The organism is Hymenobacter psoromatis (assembly GCF_020012125.1).
Lineage (GTDB): Bacteria > Bacteroidota > Bacteroidia > Cytophagales > Hymenobacteraceae > Hymenobacter > Hymenobacter psoromatis.
On the sequence record NZ_JAIFAG010000001.1, the window covers coordinates 1,339,651 to 1,357,439 of the forward strand.

A 17,789-nucleotide genomic window follows, 5' to 3' on the forward strand; every position below is an offset into this window, starting at 1 on the left:
GTCAGAACTCACAACTTTATTTGATTAGGGATTATTACTAGAGGGTCATGGGAACAAAAAAGCGTGAAAAAAGAAAAAATACCTGTTAAAAATAAGGTTGTTTTGAGAAACTTCACGTCGGTAAAAGTAGGCTTTTTCATCGTACTTACAAATTGTAAATAAAAACTTTAAAAATCCGCTAATTATAAAAATACAAGCAATAAAATAATAGTATTAAAGATTATTTTTCTTGCTTTCGAGGAAGTTGCTAAGGACTAGCCACCATAGAAAGGGTGAGAACAGGACTAGTAAATGATAATTTTTTACCACCCTGGTATTTCAAATCCTTAAAATTCACAAAGTGGGCTAATTCGCAAGGTGCTTACTTATAAAACAGAGTCTTTTTTTAAAAAAGGCCATCATCACGAAGGGTGTCTTTCGGAAAAAGCATTTTTTGGCTACCTTTGTCAGGTATTTTTTCCTACTTTTCATTTTCTGCTCGCCAGTATGGCCATTCTTCGCTTCAAAGCCCTCGAACTCGTCGACCAGCGCCAAGCACTGACGGTAAAGCCTTTGGCAGCCCGCCGGTCCGATTCGTTTGGGCAAAATGTGTTCAACCAAGAAGCCATGCGGGCCAACATGCCTGGCGAGTACTTTAAGAAGCTGCAATCGGCCGTTAAGCATGGCACGCCCATCGAGCGCTCTGTAGCCGATGCCGTAGCCTCCGCCATGAAAACGTGGGCGATGGCCAAGGGTGCCACCCACTACACGCACTGGTTCCAGCCCCTCACCGGCGCTACCGCCGAAAAGCACGACTCCTTCTTCGACCTCAACTCCGACGGCCGGCCGATTGAGAGCTTTAAGGGCTCAGCGCTGGTGCAGCAAGAGCCCGATGCCTCGTCGTTCCCCAACGGCGGTATCCGCAATACTTTCGAGGCCCGCGGCTACACCGCTTGGGACCCCACTTCGCCCGCCTTCATCATAGAAACGGTAGGGGCCAAAACGCTCTGCATCCCCACCATTTTTGTGGCTTATACCGGCGAGGCGCTCGATTATAAAGCGCCGCTGCTCAAGTCGTTGGCCGTGCTGGAAAAAGCCGCCCTCGACGTGTGCCAGTACTTCGATAAGGACGTGCAGCGCGTGAATACTACGCTTGGCATCGAGCAGGAGTACTTCCTGGTTGACAAGGCGCTCTACGACGCCCGCCCCGACTTGGTGATGACCGGCCGCACCCTGTTTGGCCACGCCTCAGCCAAGGGTCAGCAGCTGGAGGACCACTACTTTGGCTCGATTCCGCCGCGCGTGCACGCCTTCATGTTTGACTTCGAGGAGGAGGCCAACGCCCTCGGCATTCCACTGCGCACCCGCCACAACGAGGTAGCACCCAACCAGTACGAATGCGCCCCCACATTTGAGGATGCCAACCTGGCCATCGACCACAACCAGCTATTGATGGATGTGATGGACCGCGTGGCCCTGAAGCACAACCTGAAAGTATTGCTGCACGAGAAGCCCTTTGCGGGGGTCAATGGCTCGGGTAAGCATAACAACTGGGCCATGAGCACCGACACCGGCGTAAACCTGCTCGCCCCCGGTAAGCGGCCCAAGGAAAACCTGCAGTTCCTAGCCTTCTTCATCACCACTGTGAAGGCCGTGCACCGCTACGGTGACTTGCTGCGCGCCAGCATTGCCTCGGCTAGCAATGACCATCGCCTCGGGGCTAATGAGGCGCCGCCGGCCATCATGTCGGTATTTTTGGGCTCGATGCTCGACGGCGTGCTCGACGAGTTGGAGCGCACTGCTAAGCTGCCGCTCGACAAGGGTGATAACATCTACCTCAAGCTGGGCATTGATAAAATCCCGGCCATCCTACTCGACAATACGGACCGGAACCGTACGTCGCCGTTTGCCTTCACCGGCAACAAATTTGAGCTGCGCGCCGTAGGCTCGTCGGCCAACTGTTCGTCGGCCATGACTACGCTGAACGCTATTGTGGCCGACCAACTTATCGACTTCAAAAAAGAAGTGGATGAGTTGATTGCTCAGGGCAAAAAAAAGGAGGTTGCCATTGTGGATGTGCTGCGCAGCTACGTGATTTCTTCCAAGGATATTCGCTTCGAAGGCAACGGCTACTCAGACGAGTGGCGCGACGAGGCTGCTCACCGCGGCTTAGCCAATGTGCCGACTACCCCCCTTGCTCTCGATGCAATGGTACGCACCGACGCGGCCGAGTTGTTTGCCCGCCACGGTATTCTCTCGGAAGTAGAACTGCACGCCCGCCACGAGATTTTGTTAGAAGACTACACCAAGAAAATTCAGATTGAGAGCCGGGTACTCGGCGACCTCGCTATCAACCATGTAATTCCCACGGCGCTTATCTACCAAAACAAGCTGGTGCAGAACGTGCGCGGTCTGCGCGAGTTGGGTCTCGATGACGAAAACAGCGAAGTGACGGTGGAGATGATTAAATCCATCTCGCGCTACGTATCCACCATCAAAACTACGGTGGACGCCATGACTGAGGCCCGCAAGGTGGCCAACAAGATTGAAAATGCCCGCGACCATGCCATCGCGTACTGCGACACAGTAAAAGATAAATTTGCGGCTATTCGCCGCGCGGCCGACAAGCTCGAACTGCTGGTGGCCGATGAGGACTGGCCCTTGGTGAAGTACCGCGAACTGTTGTTCCGGCACTAGCCTCTGGGTTGGAGCCACGGACCAGCGCTGGGTGGGAATTCTCGCTGCGTCCGGGTTTGGAAAGGGTCGTGCCGGGTGGCGCGGCCTTTTTTTGTGCCCTACCCCGGCTTTTTCATCCAAGCCGGGCCACCGCCGGTCAGTGCAAAAACGCCGGGGTAAGACGCTCAGGTTGGCGCGGACATACCGCTGGGGTCAGCTACTAATTCTTGCAGTAGCTGCTGCACTTCTTCTTCCGATTGCAGAATGCGATTTTGGGCCATATCCAGCACCACGCGCGCATGGTGGATGGCATCGGCCGTGGGAGGGGCGCTTTGCAGCAGATGCTGCACCAACTCTTCTTCCGTGCTTTGCAGGTGCGTTTCCAGCTCTTGCGCGTTCAGGGGCTGGTAGCCTAAGGCCAGGTATAGGCGCACGCTCTGGCGCAACTGGCGCTGCCAGGTAGAGTCGGCAGCCAAGCTGGGTAGCACAAACGAAGGCAGTGAGGGCAGGTAGTTATTTTCCATTCGCCCTGCCTTACGTAAGCAGGTAAAAGCTGGATTGCGTAATTAACTCAAAAAAGTTCCCTTTTTTCTTGTTTTTCTACTATTATCAGCAAGATATTTCAGTAGACAGTCTCATCCATTCGTGCGGATAAGTATGTGTTTCAGAAGGTAGTAAAACCTTGAAAATGAGCAGAATAACGGATAATACGGGGTCTAGCTGCTTAGACTCAGGCTACTACGCGGGTAAGGTTGCGAATGATGCGGCCCGCGCGGGTCTTTACCGTACCAAGGGGTAGGGATAATTCTTCAGCAGCTTCCGACTGCGAGTAGCCTTCGAGGTAGAGTAGTTCCAGGAGCCGGCGGTCGCTAGGCGTAAGCAGATTCAGCCAGTCGCGCACACCGATGTGCTCGGGCCGAAAGGTAGTGGGAGCCTCTTTGTGGATGGTTGCCGCTTCGGTGAAGGGCAAAAGAAACTGCGCTTTGCGGCGCTGGTCCCGTAGGCTGTCCAAGGCCAAGTTGCGGCCAATTTGCAGGGCCCAGGTAAAGAGTCGGCCTTTGTGCGTGTCGTAGGTGGGAAAGGCCACCCAGAACTTGAGCATGCACTCTTGCAGCAGGTCTTCGGCTAACTCATCCTGGCGCACGATGCGCCAGATAGTATGGTACAAAGCACTTTTATAATTCTTGTAGAAGTGCGCCATCGCCTTCTCATCGCGTGCATGAAGGCGGCTAACAAGTTGGCTTTCATCTTCCTGCTTTAGCGTTTTCATCGGCGGGTGGGTAGCGAGCAGGTCACTTACGACCTGGCTTTAGCCCCTGGATTGTACCGCGCCAAACAATAAATAAGGTGCTTTTAGGGAACTATAATGCCCTTAATCAAGCAATGCAAAATAGTCTTCGCCTCTGCTTTCAAGCCAAGCAGTTGCCTTCGTAAAATTGTATTTCGACGCAGACCAGGTAGCGCGATACTCGCCGGGTGTAAACCGCCGACTATTCTTCCCGGTGCACAGTAGCCGGATTGAAAGCTGGTACGCACACCGACCAGTACTCGCATTCTTCCCCAAACGGGTTGGAATAGCGCACGCGGGCTCCGGCCCGAATCAGCAGCGACTCACCAGCTTGTAGCTCCACCACGTCACCGTCAATCTCAAAGCGCTTGCGCCCACGCACGACGATGGTTATCTCATCAAACTCAGGGTGCTGATACGGCTCAGTCCACTGTGGTGGGGCTACCATGTGCGCCACACTATACTGCGCCGTATGGCTGCTGGCCAGTCCTACGTGCTCCTCGATAAGCTTGCCATCGGTAGTGGGAACTCGAAACGGCTGGCTATTGCGAAAATAATTTTTGGAAGTAGACATGGGTACTGAGAACATTATTGAAAGGATGAAACACGACCTTACGGCTGCCGCCGGGGGTAGGGCAGCCAAAGCGGAAATAAGCGGAATGGCTATGCGCAGCCTAGGGCCGGAGAGGAAAAGGACGGGTAGTCAGTGGCTAAGAAAATCCGGCTTCTGCCCAACCCACCGCCTTACTGCCCGTATAGCTTACGAAAGCTAAGGCATTGCGCCCTACCGGGCCGGGCCTGCCCCATCCACCTTATCACATTTTTCTTTTCCTTCTCATGGCATACCGCGAAGAAGATAATAACGCAGGCAAAGTCCTCCTTGCTGCCCTAGCGGGCGCGGGCGCGGGCATTATTGCCGGCATGTTGCTGGCCCCCGATAAAGGGTCGGCTACCCTCGAAAACTGGAAAGACTCGGCCAAAACTTATGGCGGTCAACTGGGTGAGCAATTCAATAAGTACAGCGCTGACCTCGAAACCAAGTTCAAAGGCTTGTCCGACAAGCTCGAAGAAATGGGCGTGCTGGGTGCCGGCGGTAGCCTCAACATCAAGGGCAATTGGGATGACATCAAAGGCAAACTAAAACAGCAGTACGCGCAGCTAACTGATGAGGACTTAACTTTTGCCGAAGGCAAAGGCGATGAATTGATTGGCAAACTGCAAGATAAGTTAGGTAAGGGCAAGGCTGAAATTACCAAGATGATTAACGACTTGGCCGGTAAAGACAGCGACTTGGCCGACAAAGCCAAGGATGTGGTTAATAAAGGGACTGATGCAGTGAAAAATGCCGCCGATAAAGGAGCTGATGCTGCAAAAGACGCCGCCAGTAAAGGGGCTGACGCTGCGAAAGACGCTGCAAAGTAGACTAAAGCTTTTACGAGCGGAAGTTATTTGTTCAAAAGCCCTCGCACCATGTTGGTGCGGGGGCTTTTACGTAGCGGCCGCTCAACTACGCGGGCCTCTTTCTCGTTAGCAGCTATTGGACTACTTCATTTTTCGCTCACCCCAATTTCCCGCACTCATGCCTAACGACAAAGACACCGCCGGAAAAGTAATTGTTTCGCTTCTGGCCGGGGCTACGGCCGGCATAGTGGCCGGCCTGTTGCTGGCCCCCGAAACTGGTGAGGAAGCTCGCCACGGCCTGCGCGCATCGGCGCGCAAGTGGGGGCAGCGCGCGCAAGAGGCCTTTGATAAGCTACAAAGCTCACCTACCTCCGGCCCCAATGCCGACCAGGGCCGCCAAGCCGCCGATGCCCAGTTGCGTGCCATGCGCCCTAATGCGGAGCCCGGCGACTTGGCCACGCCCGCTGGGGCTGGTAATGGCTACTCCATCGCGGGCGATGATGACTATGACGTGCACAACCGAGCCGACCTCGACTATGATGGCGACGCGGGTGAAGGCCGACACCGGGCCACGCTATAGGGGTAGGGCAGAATTTTAAGAATATTTTTCTTCCCGCGCAACCTCCCCGCTGATACCGCGTTAGGTAACCTATAAACGGCTTAATCGAAGCTGGTAAGCAGTTGTCAGTAAAATTGCCGGCCGTAGGAGCTTCTGCCAGAATTGGTTTATCATTCTGGTCGTAAAATCAGACGGTTCATCGCAAACTTCTGCTGGTGCTACCCGCCTTTCTTTAGGTCATTGTAAAAGGGCCCGCTATTACTAAACTGGTAGCGGGCCTTTTTTATGGCGTCTGGGAGGCCTACCCCCCGGTTTCGGGTCGCATCTGCGGGAAGAAAAGCACATCCTGAATGGAGTGCGAGTTAGTCATAATCATACTCAGGCGGTCGATGCCAATGCCCAGGCCAGCCGTGGGCGGCATCCCATATTCGAGGGCACGCAGGAAATCTTCGTCGAGCACCATTGCCTCGGTGTCGCCACGCTTGCCGAGTTCCAACTGGTCTTCGAAGCGCTGACGCTGGTCGATGGGGTCATTCAGTTCCGAAAAGGCGTTGCAGATTTCCTTGCCGTTGCAGATGGCCTCGAAGCGCTCAACCAAGCCGGGCTGGTCGCGGTGCTTTTTGGCCAGCGGTGACATCTCCACCGGATAGTCGGTGATGAACGTGGGCTGAATGAGCTTGGGCTCGACATGCTCGCCAAATATTTCATCGATAATTTTCGACTTGCCCATACTGGGGTCGAGGCCTACTTTGAGCTTAGCGGCGGTTTCGCGTAGCGCTACCTCATCCATCTTCCCAATGGCGACGCCAGTAAATTTTTCGATGGCCTCAAACATTGTGTAACGCTGCCAGGGCCGCTGAAAATTGATAAGGTTTTCGCCCACTTGCACTTCGGTTTTGCCATGCAGGGCTAGGGCCACGCGCTCTACCATTTCCTCTACCAGGTCCATCATCCAGTGGTAGTCTTTGTAGGCCACATACAGCTCCATCTGAGTAAACTCGGGGTTGTGAAACCGCGACATCCCTTCATTGCGAAAGTCCTTCGAGAACTCGTATACGCCATCGAAGCCGCCCACAATCAAGCGCTTGAGATACAGCTCATTGGCAATGCGCAGATAGAGCGTCATGTCCAAGGTGTTGTGGTGCGTGGTGAAGGGCCGGGCTGCCGCACCGCCGTAGAGCGGCTGCAAAATCGGCGTTTCGACTTCCAGGTAGCCTTTGTCGTTCAGGTAGTTGCGCATGGCCTGCACCAGCTGCGTCCGCTTCAGGAAGGTGTCACGCACCTGCGGGTTCACTACTAGGTCTACGTAGCGCTGGCGATAGCGCTGCTCGGGGTCGGTGAAGGCATCGTACACGACCTTTTCGCCGGTGGCCTCGTCTATTTTCTCCTTTACCACTGGCAGTGGGCGCAACGCCTTGGCCAGTAGCTTCAGTTCGGTGACGTGAATAGTCGTTTCGCCGACTTGCGTTATAAAAACGTGGCCTTTCACCCCGATGAAGTCACCAAGGTCGAGCAGCTTCTTGAACACGTTGTTATACAGTGTCTTGTCTTCGCCGGGACAAATCTCGTCGCGGTTCACATAGAGCTGGATGCGGCCCGACGAGTCCATTAGCTCCGCAAAGGAAGCCTTACCCATTACCCGCACCGACATGAGCCGACCGGCCAGGGCTACATCCTGAAAATTGTTCAGCTCGGGGTGGTAGTTGTCGTGGATTTCCTGAGTCGAAAAATTGACCTCAACTAACTCGGAGGGGTAGGGCTCGATGCCCAGGGCGCGTAGCTCATCGAGCTTGTGGCGGCGCAGAGTTTCTTGTTCGCTTAAAGGGACCACAGATGCAAACGGATTTAACAGATGGAACGAATACGCCGCTGCGCGGCTGCCTTGGCTGGCATTTTACTATGGTATAGCTTGTATACTTAGGTAAATGACGTGGCTTGCTGCCAAGCAGGTAAGCCGCAAAAGTAAGCCTAAAAAAAGGCCGCCCTGAACCAAGGCGGCCTTTTAAGATGAATGCACGCAGCTAACCGCACTTAGCTACGCAGCGGCGTATCTGCGAAATTAATTTGAATCTGCGGTTTAGGCAGCCATTTTTAGCTCAGGCTCGGGCTCAGTACTGAGCAGGGCAGGCTGCACACGGGTGCGCAGGCGCTCCTGCACAAAGCCGTGCTGCAAGTGGGTCGGTAGCTCGCGCACCAGCTGCTCGTAGCGTGCTAGGCCCAGAGCCTTGGCCACGTAGGCTTCGTGAATACCATTGAGGTAGCTCACCACGCTCAGCAACGAGCTGTGAAACAGGCGGAAGTCAATATCAGCCTCCACGTAGCGCTCAATCTCGCGGCTGCTCTGCGAGATGCGCAGCCGGCCCAACAGGTCGAAGATGGTCGTATAGCCCAGCCGCCAGGTAATCTGCTGCCAGTGGGTAGTCGTCCACTTATCGAGAGGCTTGCCGGTTTTCTGGCTGCGAATAGCCGTGTTGGGATTAGCCTGCACCTGCTGGCGCACCCCGATGGCCTTCTGCTTGCGCGTGGTGCGCAAAAACTGCCCAATCTGAGCCTGCGCATCAATCTCTTGCGAGGCGATGTGCAACCCCGCCTTGTAGCCCGCCAGTGGCAGCCGGTGAATGCTGAAGTCACCGTAAGCCCCGGCCGCGTAGAATGACACCGGGCGGGGGTAAGCGTTCTTCACTACCATCCTACCCACCTCGCGGCGTACTACCTGGGCGTTGTTGGTGCGCACGCCGGTCGTGTACAGAAAAGCCTGCAAACCAGACTGGATGGTGTGATAGGCCTGCGGAAACGTCCAATGCAGCGCATTACGTAAGAAGTTATCATCGCCCAACTCGGCGGTAGCGCGTAGCGCGTACTCCGTGCTCCAGCAAGTGTGCAGCAGCTTGGTGAGTGCGGCTACGTCGGTCTCAGCCAACTCAGCCTGGTGCTGGCGGAAATAGGGTAGGTGGGCCAAGCCACCCAGCGGACTTTCGCCCTCCTCAATGTGGTAGCTCAGCGCGAAGAAATAGTTGAGGAACACCTGCGCCGGAATGGAGCGGCGCCAGGTTTCATCGGCTAGCCGCTGCTGCTCCTGCTCCTCGGGCGTGAGCATTGCCTCAGCGGGCGAAATGGCCATTACCGGAGCTAAATACGTCTCGGCCGGAATGAGCGGAATGATGCGGGCTTCGGGTTTCATCGTCATGCTAAGTAAACCGCTGGCCACTATTTTTAGTTGCACGTTTGCTAAGGAAATTTAGGTCTATTTACCAAAAATATTAGTAAGAATTTTCAATCATCATTTCCCACGGATGACGCGGAGTAAAACACAAAAAAAGGCCCCCGAACTAAAAGTCCGGGGGCCAAAAGAAAATTAGCCAGCTGCGTCAGCGGCGTATCGGCTAAATCAGTTTGAATCTGCGATTATTGTTCGTCCTTGATTACCGCCACTGCCTCGCCCAGGGTAATGTCCTTGTTGAGCCCGCGGGTGAAACGCATGGCGCGGTTCACCTTCACTGAGTCGCCACCCAGGGCGGTACGGTCGGCGGTTAGCGGAGCCAGGGCCAGGGGGGTAGCAGTTTTTTGAATGGCTTCGTACTTATCCGACTCAGCCTTGAGCTGGTGCTGCATGGTGCGGAACGTGGCGAGCTTAAGCGAAACTGTCGTTTCGTCCTTGCGCTTACGCAGGCTCTGCACTAACTCCGTCATCTGCTGGAAGGCCGGACTGGCGTCCACGCGGGCTTTGCTAGCCGCTTCGAGCTTGGTGTAGTTGGGCTGGTCGTCCCAGGGGCGGTAGCCGGCAGGCTTAATCTCGTCCCACTTCAATGGGTAGTCCGACTCCTTCTCGCCCTGGTCGAGATACGAAAGCACATCGGGCAGTACAATGTCGGAGGCTACCCCCTTAAACTGGGTCGAGCCACCGGTGACGCGGTAAAACTTCTGCATCGTGAACTTGAGCGAGCCAAAGGGTTTCAAGGCGCTCAACTCCTGGGGTAGCGTCTCATCCAGGTTGATGATGCGCTGCACCGTGCCCTTGCCGTAGGTGCTGGTGGAGCCCATGATGAGGCCACGCTTGTAGTCCTGAATAGCGGCCGCCAGAATCTCGGAAGCCGAGGCGCTGTACTTGTTCACCAACACCACGAGCGGGCCGCTGTACTGCACGCGCGGGTCCTTGTCGTTGAGTACCTGGGTTACGCCGCGGCTGTCGTGCACCTGTACCATTGGGCCGCTGGGCAGGAAGAGGCCCGCCATTTCCACGGCGTCGTTGAGCGAGCCGCCGCCGTTGGTGCGCAGGTCGAAAACAACGCCCTTCACGCCTTCGGCAGTGAGTTTGGCCAACTCCTTCTTCACATCCTCGGATGACGAGCGCCCGCCATTGTCATTGAAGTCGGCGTAGAACGCCGGCAATTTGAGGTAGCCGATTTTCGCGCCGCTCGGGTCATTGATAATCGCCGAATGGGCGTAGGTGTCTTCTATTACCACTACGTCGCGGATAATCGGAACAATGTGGGTCGAGCCATCAGGCTTTTTCACCGTCAGGCGTACCTCAGTACCCTTTTTGCCTTTGATGAGTGGCACCGCTTTGGCCGTGTGCCAGCCCTCCACGCTCACGGGCTCGGCCGCACCCTGAGCCACACGCAGAATGGCATCGCCTTTCTTCAGCTCGCCCTGCCGAAACGAAGCAGAACCAGGAATGATGTCGGCAATATAAATCAGACCATCTTTTTCCTGAAGCGAAGCCCCAATACCTTCAAACAAGCCCGTGAGCTGCTCATCAAAATCGGCCTTGTCCTTAGGAGGGAAATATTCAGTATGCGGGTCATAGGTGTTGCAAATAACCTTCACGTAATCGGTCAGCATCTCGCTGGGGTCGGGCTGGTCGGCAAACTGCTCGTCGTAGTATTTAAGTACGCGTTTGCGGGCTTCCACTTCCATCTGGGCGGGGGTACGGTCGGGCTCGGCAGTGGCGGGCTCTTTCGCGATGCTGGCGATGCGGGCACGGTCATGGCGCTTGTCCTGCTCGTCCATCATCTCGGCCACCCGCGATAGGGTTTCGTATTTGAGCAGCTTGTGCCACTGCTCGCGCTGGTCGGCAGCATTGGCCGGGAAGGTCATCTTCTCGAAATCGGTCTGGATGGTTTCATCCTTATCGAACGTAAACGGCTGGGCCAGAATCTCGTGCGCCAGGGCTTGCATCTGCTTGTTGCGCTCGGCCATGAGCTTGGTGCTCAGGTCCAGAAATTCGTGGGTGCCGCGCTTAGTCTCGTCGTCGATATCGGTCTGGTACTTCATCAGCTGCGCGATGTCGGACTGCAAGAAGAACTTCTTGCGGTAGTCCAAGCGCTTGAGCGACAAGTCAAACACCCGCTTACTGAAGGCATCGTCGATGCGCTCGGGCTGGTAGTGCGCTTGCGAAAGCCCTTGCACAATAGTACCCACGAGCACCTGCTCTTTGCCGGGTACTGCGCCAGGGCCGTTGTGCTCATAGAAGCGATAGGATGCCAACCCGAACACGGCGGCCACCAAGCCGGCGTAGGAGCTGATTTTGAGGCGGGGGGAAAACATTCAGAAGATAATTAGGAAGAAGGCCAAATGTAAGTAGCAGGCGGCGGCAAGTTGCGCGCCACTAGCCCAACTACGGTGAAAACGCCGATGAGGACGTGAATAGTGCCTCTTAAATCAGTACTATTGCGTACTAGCTGCGCCGGCGTGATACTTAGGCTACCGCTGGGCTCACGTATTTACCCCTTAGGCCGCTTTAGCATGACTGACGCCACTATTCGCGCCGCCTTCCTAGGCTTAGCCGTGGGCGACGCCTTAGGCGTGCCCGTCGAGTTCAAAGACCGCGCCACTCGCCGCGCCAACCCCGTGACCGGAATGCGTGGGTACGGCTCGCATCAGCAGCCGCCCGGTACGTGGTCGGATGACTCGTCGCTGACCTTTTGCCTGGCCGAAACCCTGGCCCGTCCCGGCGGTCGCACCGGGCCGCCCGATTTGGCCGATTTCGGCCGGCGCGCCATCAACTGGCTCGATAATGCCTACTGGACGGCCACCGCCGAAACCTTCGACGTGGGCGGGGCCACGCGCACCGCTATCCAGCTTCTGAAAGCGGGGGTAGCGCCCGCGCAGGCAGGCCCCCGCGCCGAGCAAGACAACGGTAACGGGGCACTGATGCGCATCCTACCCCTCGCTTTTCATGCTACCTGGCAAGCCGACCAACTAGACCTGAACGCCGCCTGGGCACTAACCGAGGCCGTGGCAAGCGTAACGCACGGCCACCCGCGCTCCACGCTGGGCTGCTTTTTATACCTGCTCCTGGCGCATTTCTTACTCAAAGGCCATGCACCGGCGAGTGCCTACGAGCAGGCGCGAAAGAGTGCCCGCGGGTGGCTGCAGACCTCGGCTAATAGTGCGGTATTATACGAGTGGCCCCGTTACGAAACTTGGCTGGATGGCACCTTACCTGGCCGGCCCGAGGCCGAAATTCAGTCGTCCGGCTACGTAGTGCACACCTTGGAAGCTACTCTCTGGTGCCTGTTGCGGCACGATACCTACGCCGCGACCGTGCTGGCCGCCGTGAACCTGGGCAGCGACACCGATACCACCGGCGCGGTAGCTGGCGGCCTAGCAGGCCTGGCCTACGGAGAGGCCGCCATTCCGGCCGAGTGGCGGGCCGTTCTGGCCCGCCGCGCCGACATTGAAGACTTGGCCGCCCGGCTGGCAGCCAAGGGGTAGGGGCTGCTTACTGCGGAGGTTGCTGCCTAGTCGCCATAGCCCCGGAGTTTGCGGTTGCTTCCAGGTAATATACAACTTCATCAATTGTAAGGCGGCCGCGGGTAAACTGGTCGAGCACCTGCTGCTCGCGGGGCTGTACCAGGCACGGAACGCCCATTGTGAAGGCAATAACCGCTGCTACCAGCCGCTGACGGTTCTGCTCGGTGGCAAGCTGATAAGTAGGTAGCGGACGGAGGGTGGGAGTAGGATAGTTCATGAAATAAAGTTAGGGCACGCAGGATAAACTATACCATAAGTTTTGTGCAATTAGCCAAAAATGAGCCAAACTTTTTTGATTCCGCAAAAAAGTGGTAGTCGGTGCGCGTTGCTACCAGGCAAATTGTTCGCTGGGCTGAGCTAGCAGCGTGCGGCCATGGGCCCGAAGCAACTCATTGGCTTGCTCCAGATTAAGCTCACCCAGCACAAACCGCGTGAGTAAGTGCAGCTCATGCGCACTAGGAAAGGTAGCCGCGTGCTGGCTGATGAACAAAGCGTGCTTGACAGCACGGATGCGAGTGGTCTTGGATTCCATAAAGTAGGGTAGAGTTAGAAAGGATAAAGTGCGGAAGTGCAGCAGCGGGTATGCTAATGCGACTGCTAAGATGAGTAAGGACCAGACCTATCCAAAATAAGCTCGGTCAGTTAGGGAATGAACTGTGCGGAAGTGCCATTTTTGTGTCTTAAAGTGCGGGGTATAATGCCTGAAAACGATGCCCGCTGGTAGCCTCGACGGGAGGCTGCCAGCGGGCACTGGGGCAAAAAAAGGGAGGTAGGGACGCGGGCTACTGCACGCGGGTGAGGGCAACTTCGCGCACCGGTGAAATTACCAGCGGTACCTTTTCCACCTTCACCGACGAGGTGTCGAGGCCAAAGTACTGGGCCTCGCCCGAGATGAACTGCTTGATGTAGAAGTAGGCCTGCATCACGAGCTTTTCCTGAGTCGGGAAGTCGTTTTCAACCGACAGGTATTTTTCCAGCACCACGAAGCGGAAGTCGCCCGTCACATGCTGCTTGCTGAGGGAGGCGTAGCGCGAGGTAATATCCACCTCCTTATTGCGCACCAGGTCCTCGACCACCTTGCGGAAGAAAAGATTGATGCGCTGCTGCACCCGGAAGCCCAGCCGGAAATTGATACGGAATACGTCGTCAGGTGCTAGCTCGGTTACCTTGTACTCCATCGTGTACGGCTCGTCGGTAGTATCGACGTGGATAAACCAGTAGATATCAGCGCGTTTAGGACGTTTCTGAAAGATGGAGTAGATGATTTTTTGCTCAATCTCACTGGCCCGCTCGGCCGAAGTCAGAAAGACGAGGTGAGTAGCGTACTTGCCAATGGACTCGTCGTTGCTCAGTTGCTTTAGTGGCTCGATGTAAGGTTCCATCTTTACGAAGTCGGTGAGGCGGCGCTTAATGTAGAAGGCCTTAAGCCAGACGTACATAACGGTCATTAGCATCGAACCAATAGCCAGCGACACCCAACCGCCGTGCGGGAATTTTACCAGATTGGCCACCAAAAAGGAACCCTCAATAATCCCGTATATCGCCACAAAGAAGGCTACCACCGATAGGGCCACCCGCTGCACTTTACGTAGCCACATGGTTAGCAGCAACGTGGTCATGAGCATGGTGATAGTGATGGCTAAGCCGTAAGCCGCTTCCATGTTGGAGCTTTCGCGGAAAAATAACACTACGCCGATGCAGCCGATGAGTAGGAGCCGGTTCATGCTGGGCACAAACAGCTGGCCCTTCACATCGGTGGGGTAGTTGAGCTTCACTTTAGGCCACATATTGAGACGAATGGCCTCAGATACTAGCGTAAAGGAACCCGTGATAAGGGCCTGCGAGGCAATAACGGCCGCCACCGTAGCCAGCCCAATGCCAAAAAGCAAAAACCACGGCGGCATGAGCGCATAAAAAGGGTTGGCCACATCGGCCAGCGGCCCCTGGCCCATCGTCTGGCCCTGGTGTTCCAGCAGCCAGGCGCCCTGGCCCATGTAGTTGAGCAGCAGCGTAGTCTTCACAAAAGCCCAGCTGATGCGGATATTACCCTTGCCGCAGTGACCCAGGTCGGAGTACAGCGCCTCGGCCCCCGTTGTGCAAAGAAATACCGAGCCCAGCAGCCAGAATCCACCGGGGTAATGCACCAGTAGCTGGTAGGCGTGGTAGGGGTTGAGGGCGCGCAGAATAGTCGGATTCTCAATAATCCAGGCCGCACCCAGCACGCCTAGCATGGTAAACCACAGGAGCATAATCGGCCCAAAAGCCTTGCCTACAATCTGAGTACCAAAGCTTTGCAGTAAGAAAAGCCCCGCGATGATACCAATAACGATAGGCACCGTGGGAATAGTAGGGTAGATAATCCGCAGCCCTTCTACGGCGGAGGCTACTGAGATGGGCGGCGTAATCACGCCATCGGCCAGCAGCGCCGCCCCCCCAATAATAGCTACTGCCGAGAGCCAGGCCCCGCGCCGCCGCACCAGCGCGTAGAGCGAGAAAATTCCCCCCTCGCCATTATTATCCGCATTGAGCGTGATAATCACGTACTTAATAGTGGTTTGGAGCGTCAGCGTCCAGATAACGCACGAGATGCCGCCGAGCACCAGTATCGGGTCAATATGGTTGGGTATCCGGCCGCTCTTCAGGATGGACGACATCACGTAGAGCGGCGACGTGCCGATGTCGCCATAAATAATGCCCAGCGCGATAAGCAGCCCAGCCCCGGAAATGGCGGTGTGCGAGGATTTAGAACTCATTTGTTGATGGCGTAATTACTTAATCAGGCAGCGGGAGGTGAAGCTCGGTGGCGCGGTAAAAGTAAGACAGGGCATACTTCGCGCTTTACGCAGGTGTTTCAGGAATGGCCGGCTCGGCTGGGGGTAGGGCTTCCAGCGCCGCCAGCAGGGCGGCCGCTTCGGCCGCCGCTTGGTCGTGGGCCCGGTCGATGCGGCGGTTTAGTTCGCGCACCAGGCGCTGCCAGGTGGCCGCTTCGCCAGGCAGTGCCACATGAACGGCTTCGCGCCCCAGCCGCGCCAGCCGTAGCCGGTTGGTACCCCGGTGGCCATACAGTAGTAGTAGACCAGCTGCCAGCAGGCCCGCCATCGTGGGCAAAGTCCGCAGCCAGTTATTTAAAAACAGGATGAGCACCACCGCCAGGCCCAGCCCACCCAGCAGATACCATAGCAGCCAGCGCACCGGCCGCACCTCGGCCCCCTCCAGTTCGCGCAGCCCAAACGATTGCCCCAGTACCGTGAGGGTGCTGTCCGTCAGCATGAAGCGCCCATCGGGGCTGCCCACCGTAGGTAAGGGGGGTAGGGGTGGGGCGGGGGCCTCAGCCGCCGCCCCCGGCGTGGCCGGGGGCGGGGCTTCGGGGGCCGGTAGGGGGGTAGGGGTGGCCCAAAGGCCGCCTACCCCGGCCGTACCACTGCGCACCCAGGCCGGGGCGCGGGCGGCCGGCTGGGTATCCGGCAAGATGGTAGGTGCCGTCAGCACCCCGGCCGACGCGGCGGCTCAGTTGTTCACTTTCAACAGCTCCACGTCGAAAATCAGCGCCGAGTCGGGGCCGATGTCGCGGCCCGCGCCGCGCTTGCCATAGGCCAGGTCCGAGGGGATGTAGAGGCGGTATTTCGAGCCTTCAGGCATCAGTTGCAGGGCTTCGGTCCAGCCAGCAATCACGCCGTTGACCGGGAAAGTAGCCGGCTGGCCGCGCTGGTAGCTGCTATCGAAAACGTTGCCGTTGATGAGGGTGCCGTGGTAGTGCGTCGTCACCGACGAGCGCAGGGTAGGCTTGGGACCAGTGCCCTCGGTTAGCACTTCGTATTGCAGGCCGCTGGGCAGCGTGGTGATGCCCGGCTTGTGCTGGTTTTCGGCGAGGAAGGCTTCGCCTTCGGCTTTGTTGTTCATGGAGTTAGGGTTTGAGGAATCGTTGTCGTCCTGGTCGTCGTCCTGGTTGTCATCGCTGCCGCCGAGCTGCTCCTGCAGCTGCTGCATGGCGGCTTGCATCTGCTCCTGAGTGAGGCGGCTGGGCTGCCCGGCCATGCCCTCCTTGAGGGCGGCGGCCAGGGTATCAATATCCAGTTCTAGGCCCTGCTGGGCAAAGTTGCGGGCCAGGTCGCGGCCAATAATGTAGCTGACCTGCTGTTGATTGGTGTCGAGCGTCACGGAAAAGAAAGGGGGTAGGCTGACCGGCTGGCTAAAGCCGGCCAAATGTGGAAAATGAAGAATTGCGGCTGCAAAGGTCGGCACCACAGCCGGCTTCTCACGCAAGAAGCCCCGCCGGGGGCGGGGCTTCTGCAAGCAATAGGGTGGGAAAACCCGCTTTGGCTAGAGGTAATGGTGGTCCTCTTCGCCATGCAGGTGAAAGGTCAGATTGAGGGAAGCCAGCCGCATACTCAGGTAGCGGAGCGAGCCCAGGCCGCCAAGCAGCAGCAACGAGGAAAGGACAGTGGTCTTTTTCATGAGCGCTGATAATTAAGTGATTAAACGCAGTGCAAAGATACGAAAGCCAGTCCAAATATGTTAGGCATGCCGACTAAATTGTAGGGTAATTACTAGCTGCTCTCAGCGAACTCCCGCGTATTCTCAGCCATCTGGGTAAAGTGACGGCGGGCGTGCTGAGCCAGAAAGTAGACGTACTCATACACATTCAGCTTGCCCAACCCATTTACCGACATGGTGGTGTAATAAAGTAGTCCCTCGCCACGTGATAAACGTTGCAGGCAAGCTAGAGCCTGGGCCAACTGCTGGCGTAGCTGTTCCCGCACAGCCGGCCCAGGCAATTGCTGGCGGGGCTCCATGTGCTCGGGCCGCATCCAGGGGAAAGCGTGCAGTACACCGATGGCAGCCAGCTTATCGCGTGGGAATTGGTAGGCCGTCAACTCGGCGTTTAAGTCGAGCCCCTGCGGATTATTCAGTGCTTTAATGGCCCCTTTCTCAATCAAAATGAGTAAGAAATGATTCGTTAGGCCAATGTGGAGCAGCACTTCATCAACCGTCCAGCCCTGGTCAACTGGACGATAGCTGCGCAGGTCGGCGGGTTGGTCAAACCACGCATCTACCAACGCGAACGTATCGGTAAGGCAGCTAACTAACTCAGTGAGCAGGTCACGAATTTCCATTGCTATGCGATTAAAA

At 56.5% G+C, this 17,789-nt stretch carries 17 protein-coding genes; 4 read left to right on the plus strand and 13 right to left on the minus strand.

Annotated features, from left to right (window positions below):
- Positions 1 to 486 precede the first annotated feature (486 nt).
- The gene (locus LC531_RS05725; protein WP_223649353.1) at positions 487 to 2,676 is read left to right on the plus strand and encodes a glutamine synthetase III family protein; all 2,190 of its coding nucleotides are present in this window, start codon (positions 487 to 489) and stop codon (positions 2,674 to 2,676) included.
- A 164-nt stretch (positions 2,677 to 2,840) separates the two neighbouring features.
- On the opposite strand, the gene LC531_RS05730 is transcribed toward LC531_RS05725, so the two are convergent.
- From LC531_RS05730 to LC531_RS05740, 3 genes are all read right to left on the minus strand, one after another.
- A complete protein-coding gene (locus tag LC531_RS05730) occupies positions 2,841 to 3,179 on the minus strand; it encodes a hypothetical protein (RefSeq protein ID WP_223649354.1) in 339 nt (112 codons plus the stop codon).
- Between the two features lie 206 nt (positions 3,180 to 3,385).
- Positions 3,386 to 3,925 carry an RNA polymerase sigma factor gene (locus tag LC531_RS05735; RefSeq protein WP_223649355.1) on the minus strand — a complete coding sequence of 180 codons (540 nt, stop codon included), beginning with the start codon at positions 3,923 to 3,925 and terminating at the stop codon, positions 3,386 to 3,388.
- Positions 3,926 to 4,145: 220 nt separating this feature from the next.
- Positions 4,146 to 4,517 carry a cupin domain-containing protein gene (locus LC531_RS05740; protein ID WP_223649356.1) on the minus strand — a complete coding sequence of 124 codons (372 nt, stop codon included), beginning with the start codon at positions 4,515 to 4,517 and terminating at the stop codon, positions 4,146 to 4,148.
- Between the two features lie 263 nt (positions 4,518 to 4,780).
- Between LC531_RS05740 and LC531_RS05745 the strand changes: the two genes are divergently transcribed.
- Together LC531_RS05745 and LC531_RS05750 are read left to right on the plus strand one after the other, a co-directional pair.
- Positions 4,781 to 5,365 (plus strand): CsbD family protein, encoded by a 585-nt coding sequence (locus LC531_RS05745; RefSeq protein ID WP_223649357.1) that lies wholly within the window; start codon positions 4,781 to 4,783, stop codon positions 5,363 to 5,365.
- A gap of 157 nt (positions 5,366 to 5,522) precedes the next feature.
- Entirely contained in the window at positions 5,523 to 5,924 is a 402-nt protein-coding gene (locus LC531_RS05750; RefSeq protein ID WP_223649358.1) for a YtxH domain-containing protein, read from the plus strand.
- A gap of 280 nt (positions 5,925 to 6,204) precedes the next feature.
- Here LC531_RS05750 and lysS read toward each other — a convergent pair whose 3' ends face one another.
- From lysS to LC531_RS05765, 3 genes are all read right to left on the minus strand, one after another.
- Positions 6,205 to 7,734, minus strand: coding sequence for a lysine--tRNA ligase (gene lysS, locus LC531_RS05755; RefSeq protein ID WP_223649359.1), 1,530 nt, complete (start codon positions 7,732 to 7,734; stop codon positions 6,205 to 6,207).
- A 246-nt stretch (positions 7,735 to 7,980) separates the two neighbouring features.
- Complete coding sequence (locus tag LC531_RS05760) at positions 7,981 to 9,084, minus strand: hypothetical protein (RefSeq protein ID WP_223649360.1); 1,104 nt, start codon at positions 9,082 to 9,084, stop codon at positions 7,981 to 7,983.
- A 224-nt stretch (positions 9,085 to 9,308) separates the two neighbouring features.
- Positions 9,309 to 11,450, minus strand: a complete 2,142-nt coding sequence (locus LC531_RS05765) for a carboxy terminal-processing peptidase (RefSeq protein ID WP_223649361.1) — start codon at positions 11,448 to 11,450, stop codon at positions 9,309 to 9,311.
- A gap of 198 nt (positions 11,451 to 11,648) precedes the next feature.
- Between LC531_RS05765 and LC531_RS05770 the strand changes: the two genes are divergently transcribed.
- Positions 11,649 to 12,620 carry an ADP-ribosylglycohydrolase family protein gene (locus LC531_RS05770; protein ID WP_223649362.1) on the plus strand — a complete coding sequence of 324 codons (972 nt, stop codon included), beginning with the start codon at positions 11,649 to 11,651 and terminating at the stop codon, positions 12,618 to 12,620.
- A gap of 7 nt (positions 12,621 to 12,627) precedes the next feature.
- Here LC531_RS05770 and LC531_RS05775 read toward each other — a convergent pair whose 3' ends face one another.
- The 7 genes from LC531_RS05775 to LC531_RS05800 form a co-directional block, all read right to left on the minus strand.
- Entirely contained in the window at positions 12,628 to 12,876 is a 249-nt protein-coding gene (locus LC531_RS05775) for a hypothetical protein (protein WP_223649363.1), read from the minus strand.
- A gap of 111 nt (positions 12,877 to 12,987) precedes the next feature.
- Positions 12,988 to 13,191: a hypothetical protein gene (locus LC531_RS05780; protein ID WP_223649364.1), complete on the minus strand. Its 204-nt coding sequence runs from the start codon at positions 13,189 to 13,191 to the stop codon at positions 12,988 to 12,990.
- Positions 13,192 to 13,441: 250 nt separating this feature from the next.
- Complete coding sequence (locus tag LC531_RS05785; RefSeq protein WP_223649365.1) at positions 13,442 to 15,412, minus strand: KUP/HAK/KT family potassium transporter; 1,971 nt, start codon at positions 15,410 to 15,412, stop codon at positions 13,442 to 13,444.
- An 85-nt stretch (positions 15,413 to 15,497) separates the two neighbouring features.
- Positions 15,498 to 16,127, minus strand: coding sequence for a hypothetical protein (locus LC531_RS05790; RefSeq protein ID WP_223649366.1), 630 nt, complete (start codon positions 16,125 to 16,127; stop codon positions 15,498 to 15,500).
- Between the two features lie 39 nt (positions 16,128 to 16,166).
- Positions 16,167 to 16,817 carry an FKBP-type peptidyl-prolyl cis-trans isomerase gene (locus tag LC531_RS05795; protein ID WP_223649367.1) on the minus strand — a complete coding sequence of 217 codons (651 nt, stop codon included), beginning with the start codon at positions 16,815 to 16,817 and terminating at the stop codon, positions 16,167 to 16,169.
- A gap of 162 nt (positions 16,818 to 16,979) precedes the next feature.
- Positions 16,980 to 17,114: a hypothetical protein gene (locus LC531_RS22635; protein ID WP_262903260.1), complete on the minus strand. Its 135-nt coding sequence runs from the start codon at positions 17,112 to 17,114 to the stop codon at positions 16,980 to 16,982.
- A gap of 92 nt (positions 17,115 to 17,206) precedes the next feature.
- On the minus strand, positions 17,207 to 17,773 hold the full coding sequence (locus LC531_RS05800) for a DinB family protein (protein WP_223649368.1): 567 nt from the start codon (positions 17,771 to 17,773) through the stop codon (positions 17,207 to 17,209).
- Positions 17,774 to 17,789 lie beyond the last annotated feature (16 nt).

What these genes read in the sequence shown, in the direction of transcription:
- LC531_RS05760 (WP_223649360.1), bottom strand. Translation starts at nt 9,084, where the DNA reads ATGAAACCCGAAGCCCGCATCATTCCGCTCATTCCGGCCGAGACGTAT.
- LC531_RS05775 (WP_223649363.1), bottom strand. Translation starts at nt 12,876, where the DNA reads ATGAACTATCCTACTCCCACCCTCCGTCCGCTACCTACTTATCAGCTT.
- LC531_RS05740 (WP_223649356.1), bottom strand. Translation starts at nt 4,517, where the DNA reads ATGTCTACTTCCAAAAATTATTTTCGCAATAGCCAGCCGTTTCGAGTT.
- LC531_RS05735 (WP_223649355.1), bottom strand. Translation starts at nt 3,925, where the DNA reads ATGAAAACGCTAAAGCAGGAAGATGAAAGCCAACTTGTTAGCCGCCTT.
- LC531_RS05800 (WP_223649368.1), bottom strand. Translation starts at nt 17,773, where the DNA reads ATGGAAATTCGTGACCTGCTCACTGAGTTAGTTAGCTGCCTTACCGAT.
- LC531_RS05725 (WP_223649353.1), top strand. Translation starts at nt 487, where the DNA reads ATGGCCATTCTTCGCTTCAAAGCCCTCGAACTCGTCGACCAGCGCCAA.
- LC531_RS05750 (WP_223649358.1), top strand. Translation starts at nt 5,523, where the DNA reads ATGCCTAACGACAAAGACACCGCCGGAAAAGTAATTGTTTCGCTTCTG.
- LC531_RS05730 (WP_223649354.1), bottom strand. Translation starts at nt 3,179, where the DNA reads ATGGAAAATAACTACCTGCCCTCACTGCCTTCGTTTGTGCTACCCAGC.
- LC531_RS05780 (WP_223649364.1), bottom strand. Translation starts at nt 13,191, where the DNA reads ATGGAATCCAAGACCACTCGCATCCGTGCTGTCAAGCACGCTTTGTTC.
- LC531_RS22635 (WP_262903260.1), bottom strand. Translation starts at nt 17,114, where the DNA reads ATGAAAAAGACCACTGTCCTTTCCTCGTTGCTGCTGCTTGGCGGCCTG.
- LC531_RS05770 (WP_223649362.1), top strand. Translation starts at nt 11,649, where the DNA reads ATGACTGACGCCACTATTCGCGCCGCCTTCCTAGGCTTAGCCGTGGGC.
- LC531_RS05765 (WP_223649361.1), bottom strand. Translation starts at nt 11,450, where the DNA reads ATGTTTTCCCCCCGCCTCAAAATCAGCTCCTACGCCGGCTTGGTGGCC.
- LC531_RS05745 (WP_223649357.1), top strand. Translation starts at nt 4,781, where the DNA reads ATGGCATACCGCGAAGAAGATAATAACGCAGGCAAAGTCCTCCTTGCT.
- LC531_RS05785 (WP_223649365.1), bottom strand. Translation starts at nt 15,412, where the DNA reads ATGAGTTCTAAATCCTCGCACACCGCCATTTCCGGGGCTGGGCTGCTT.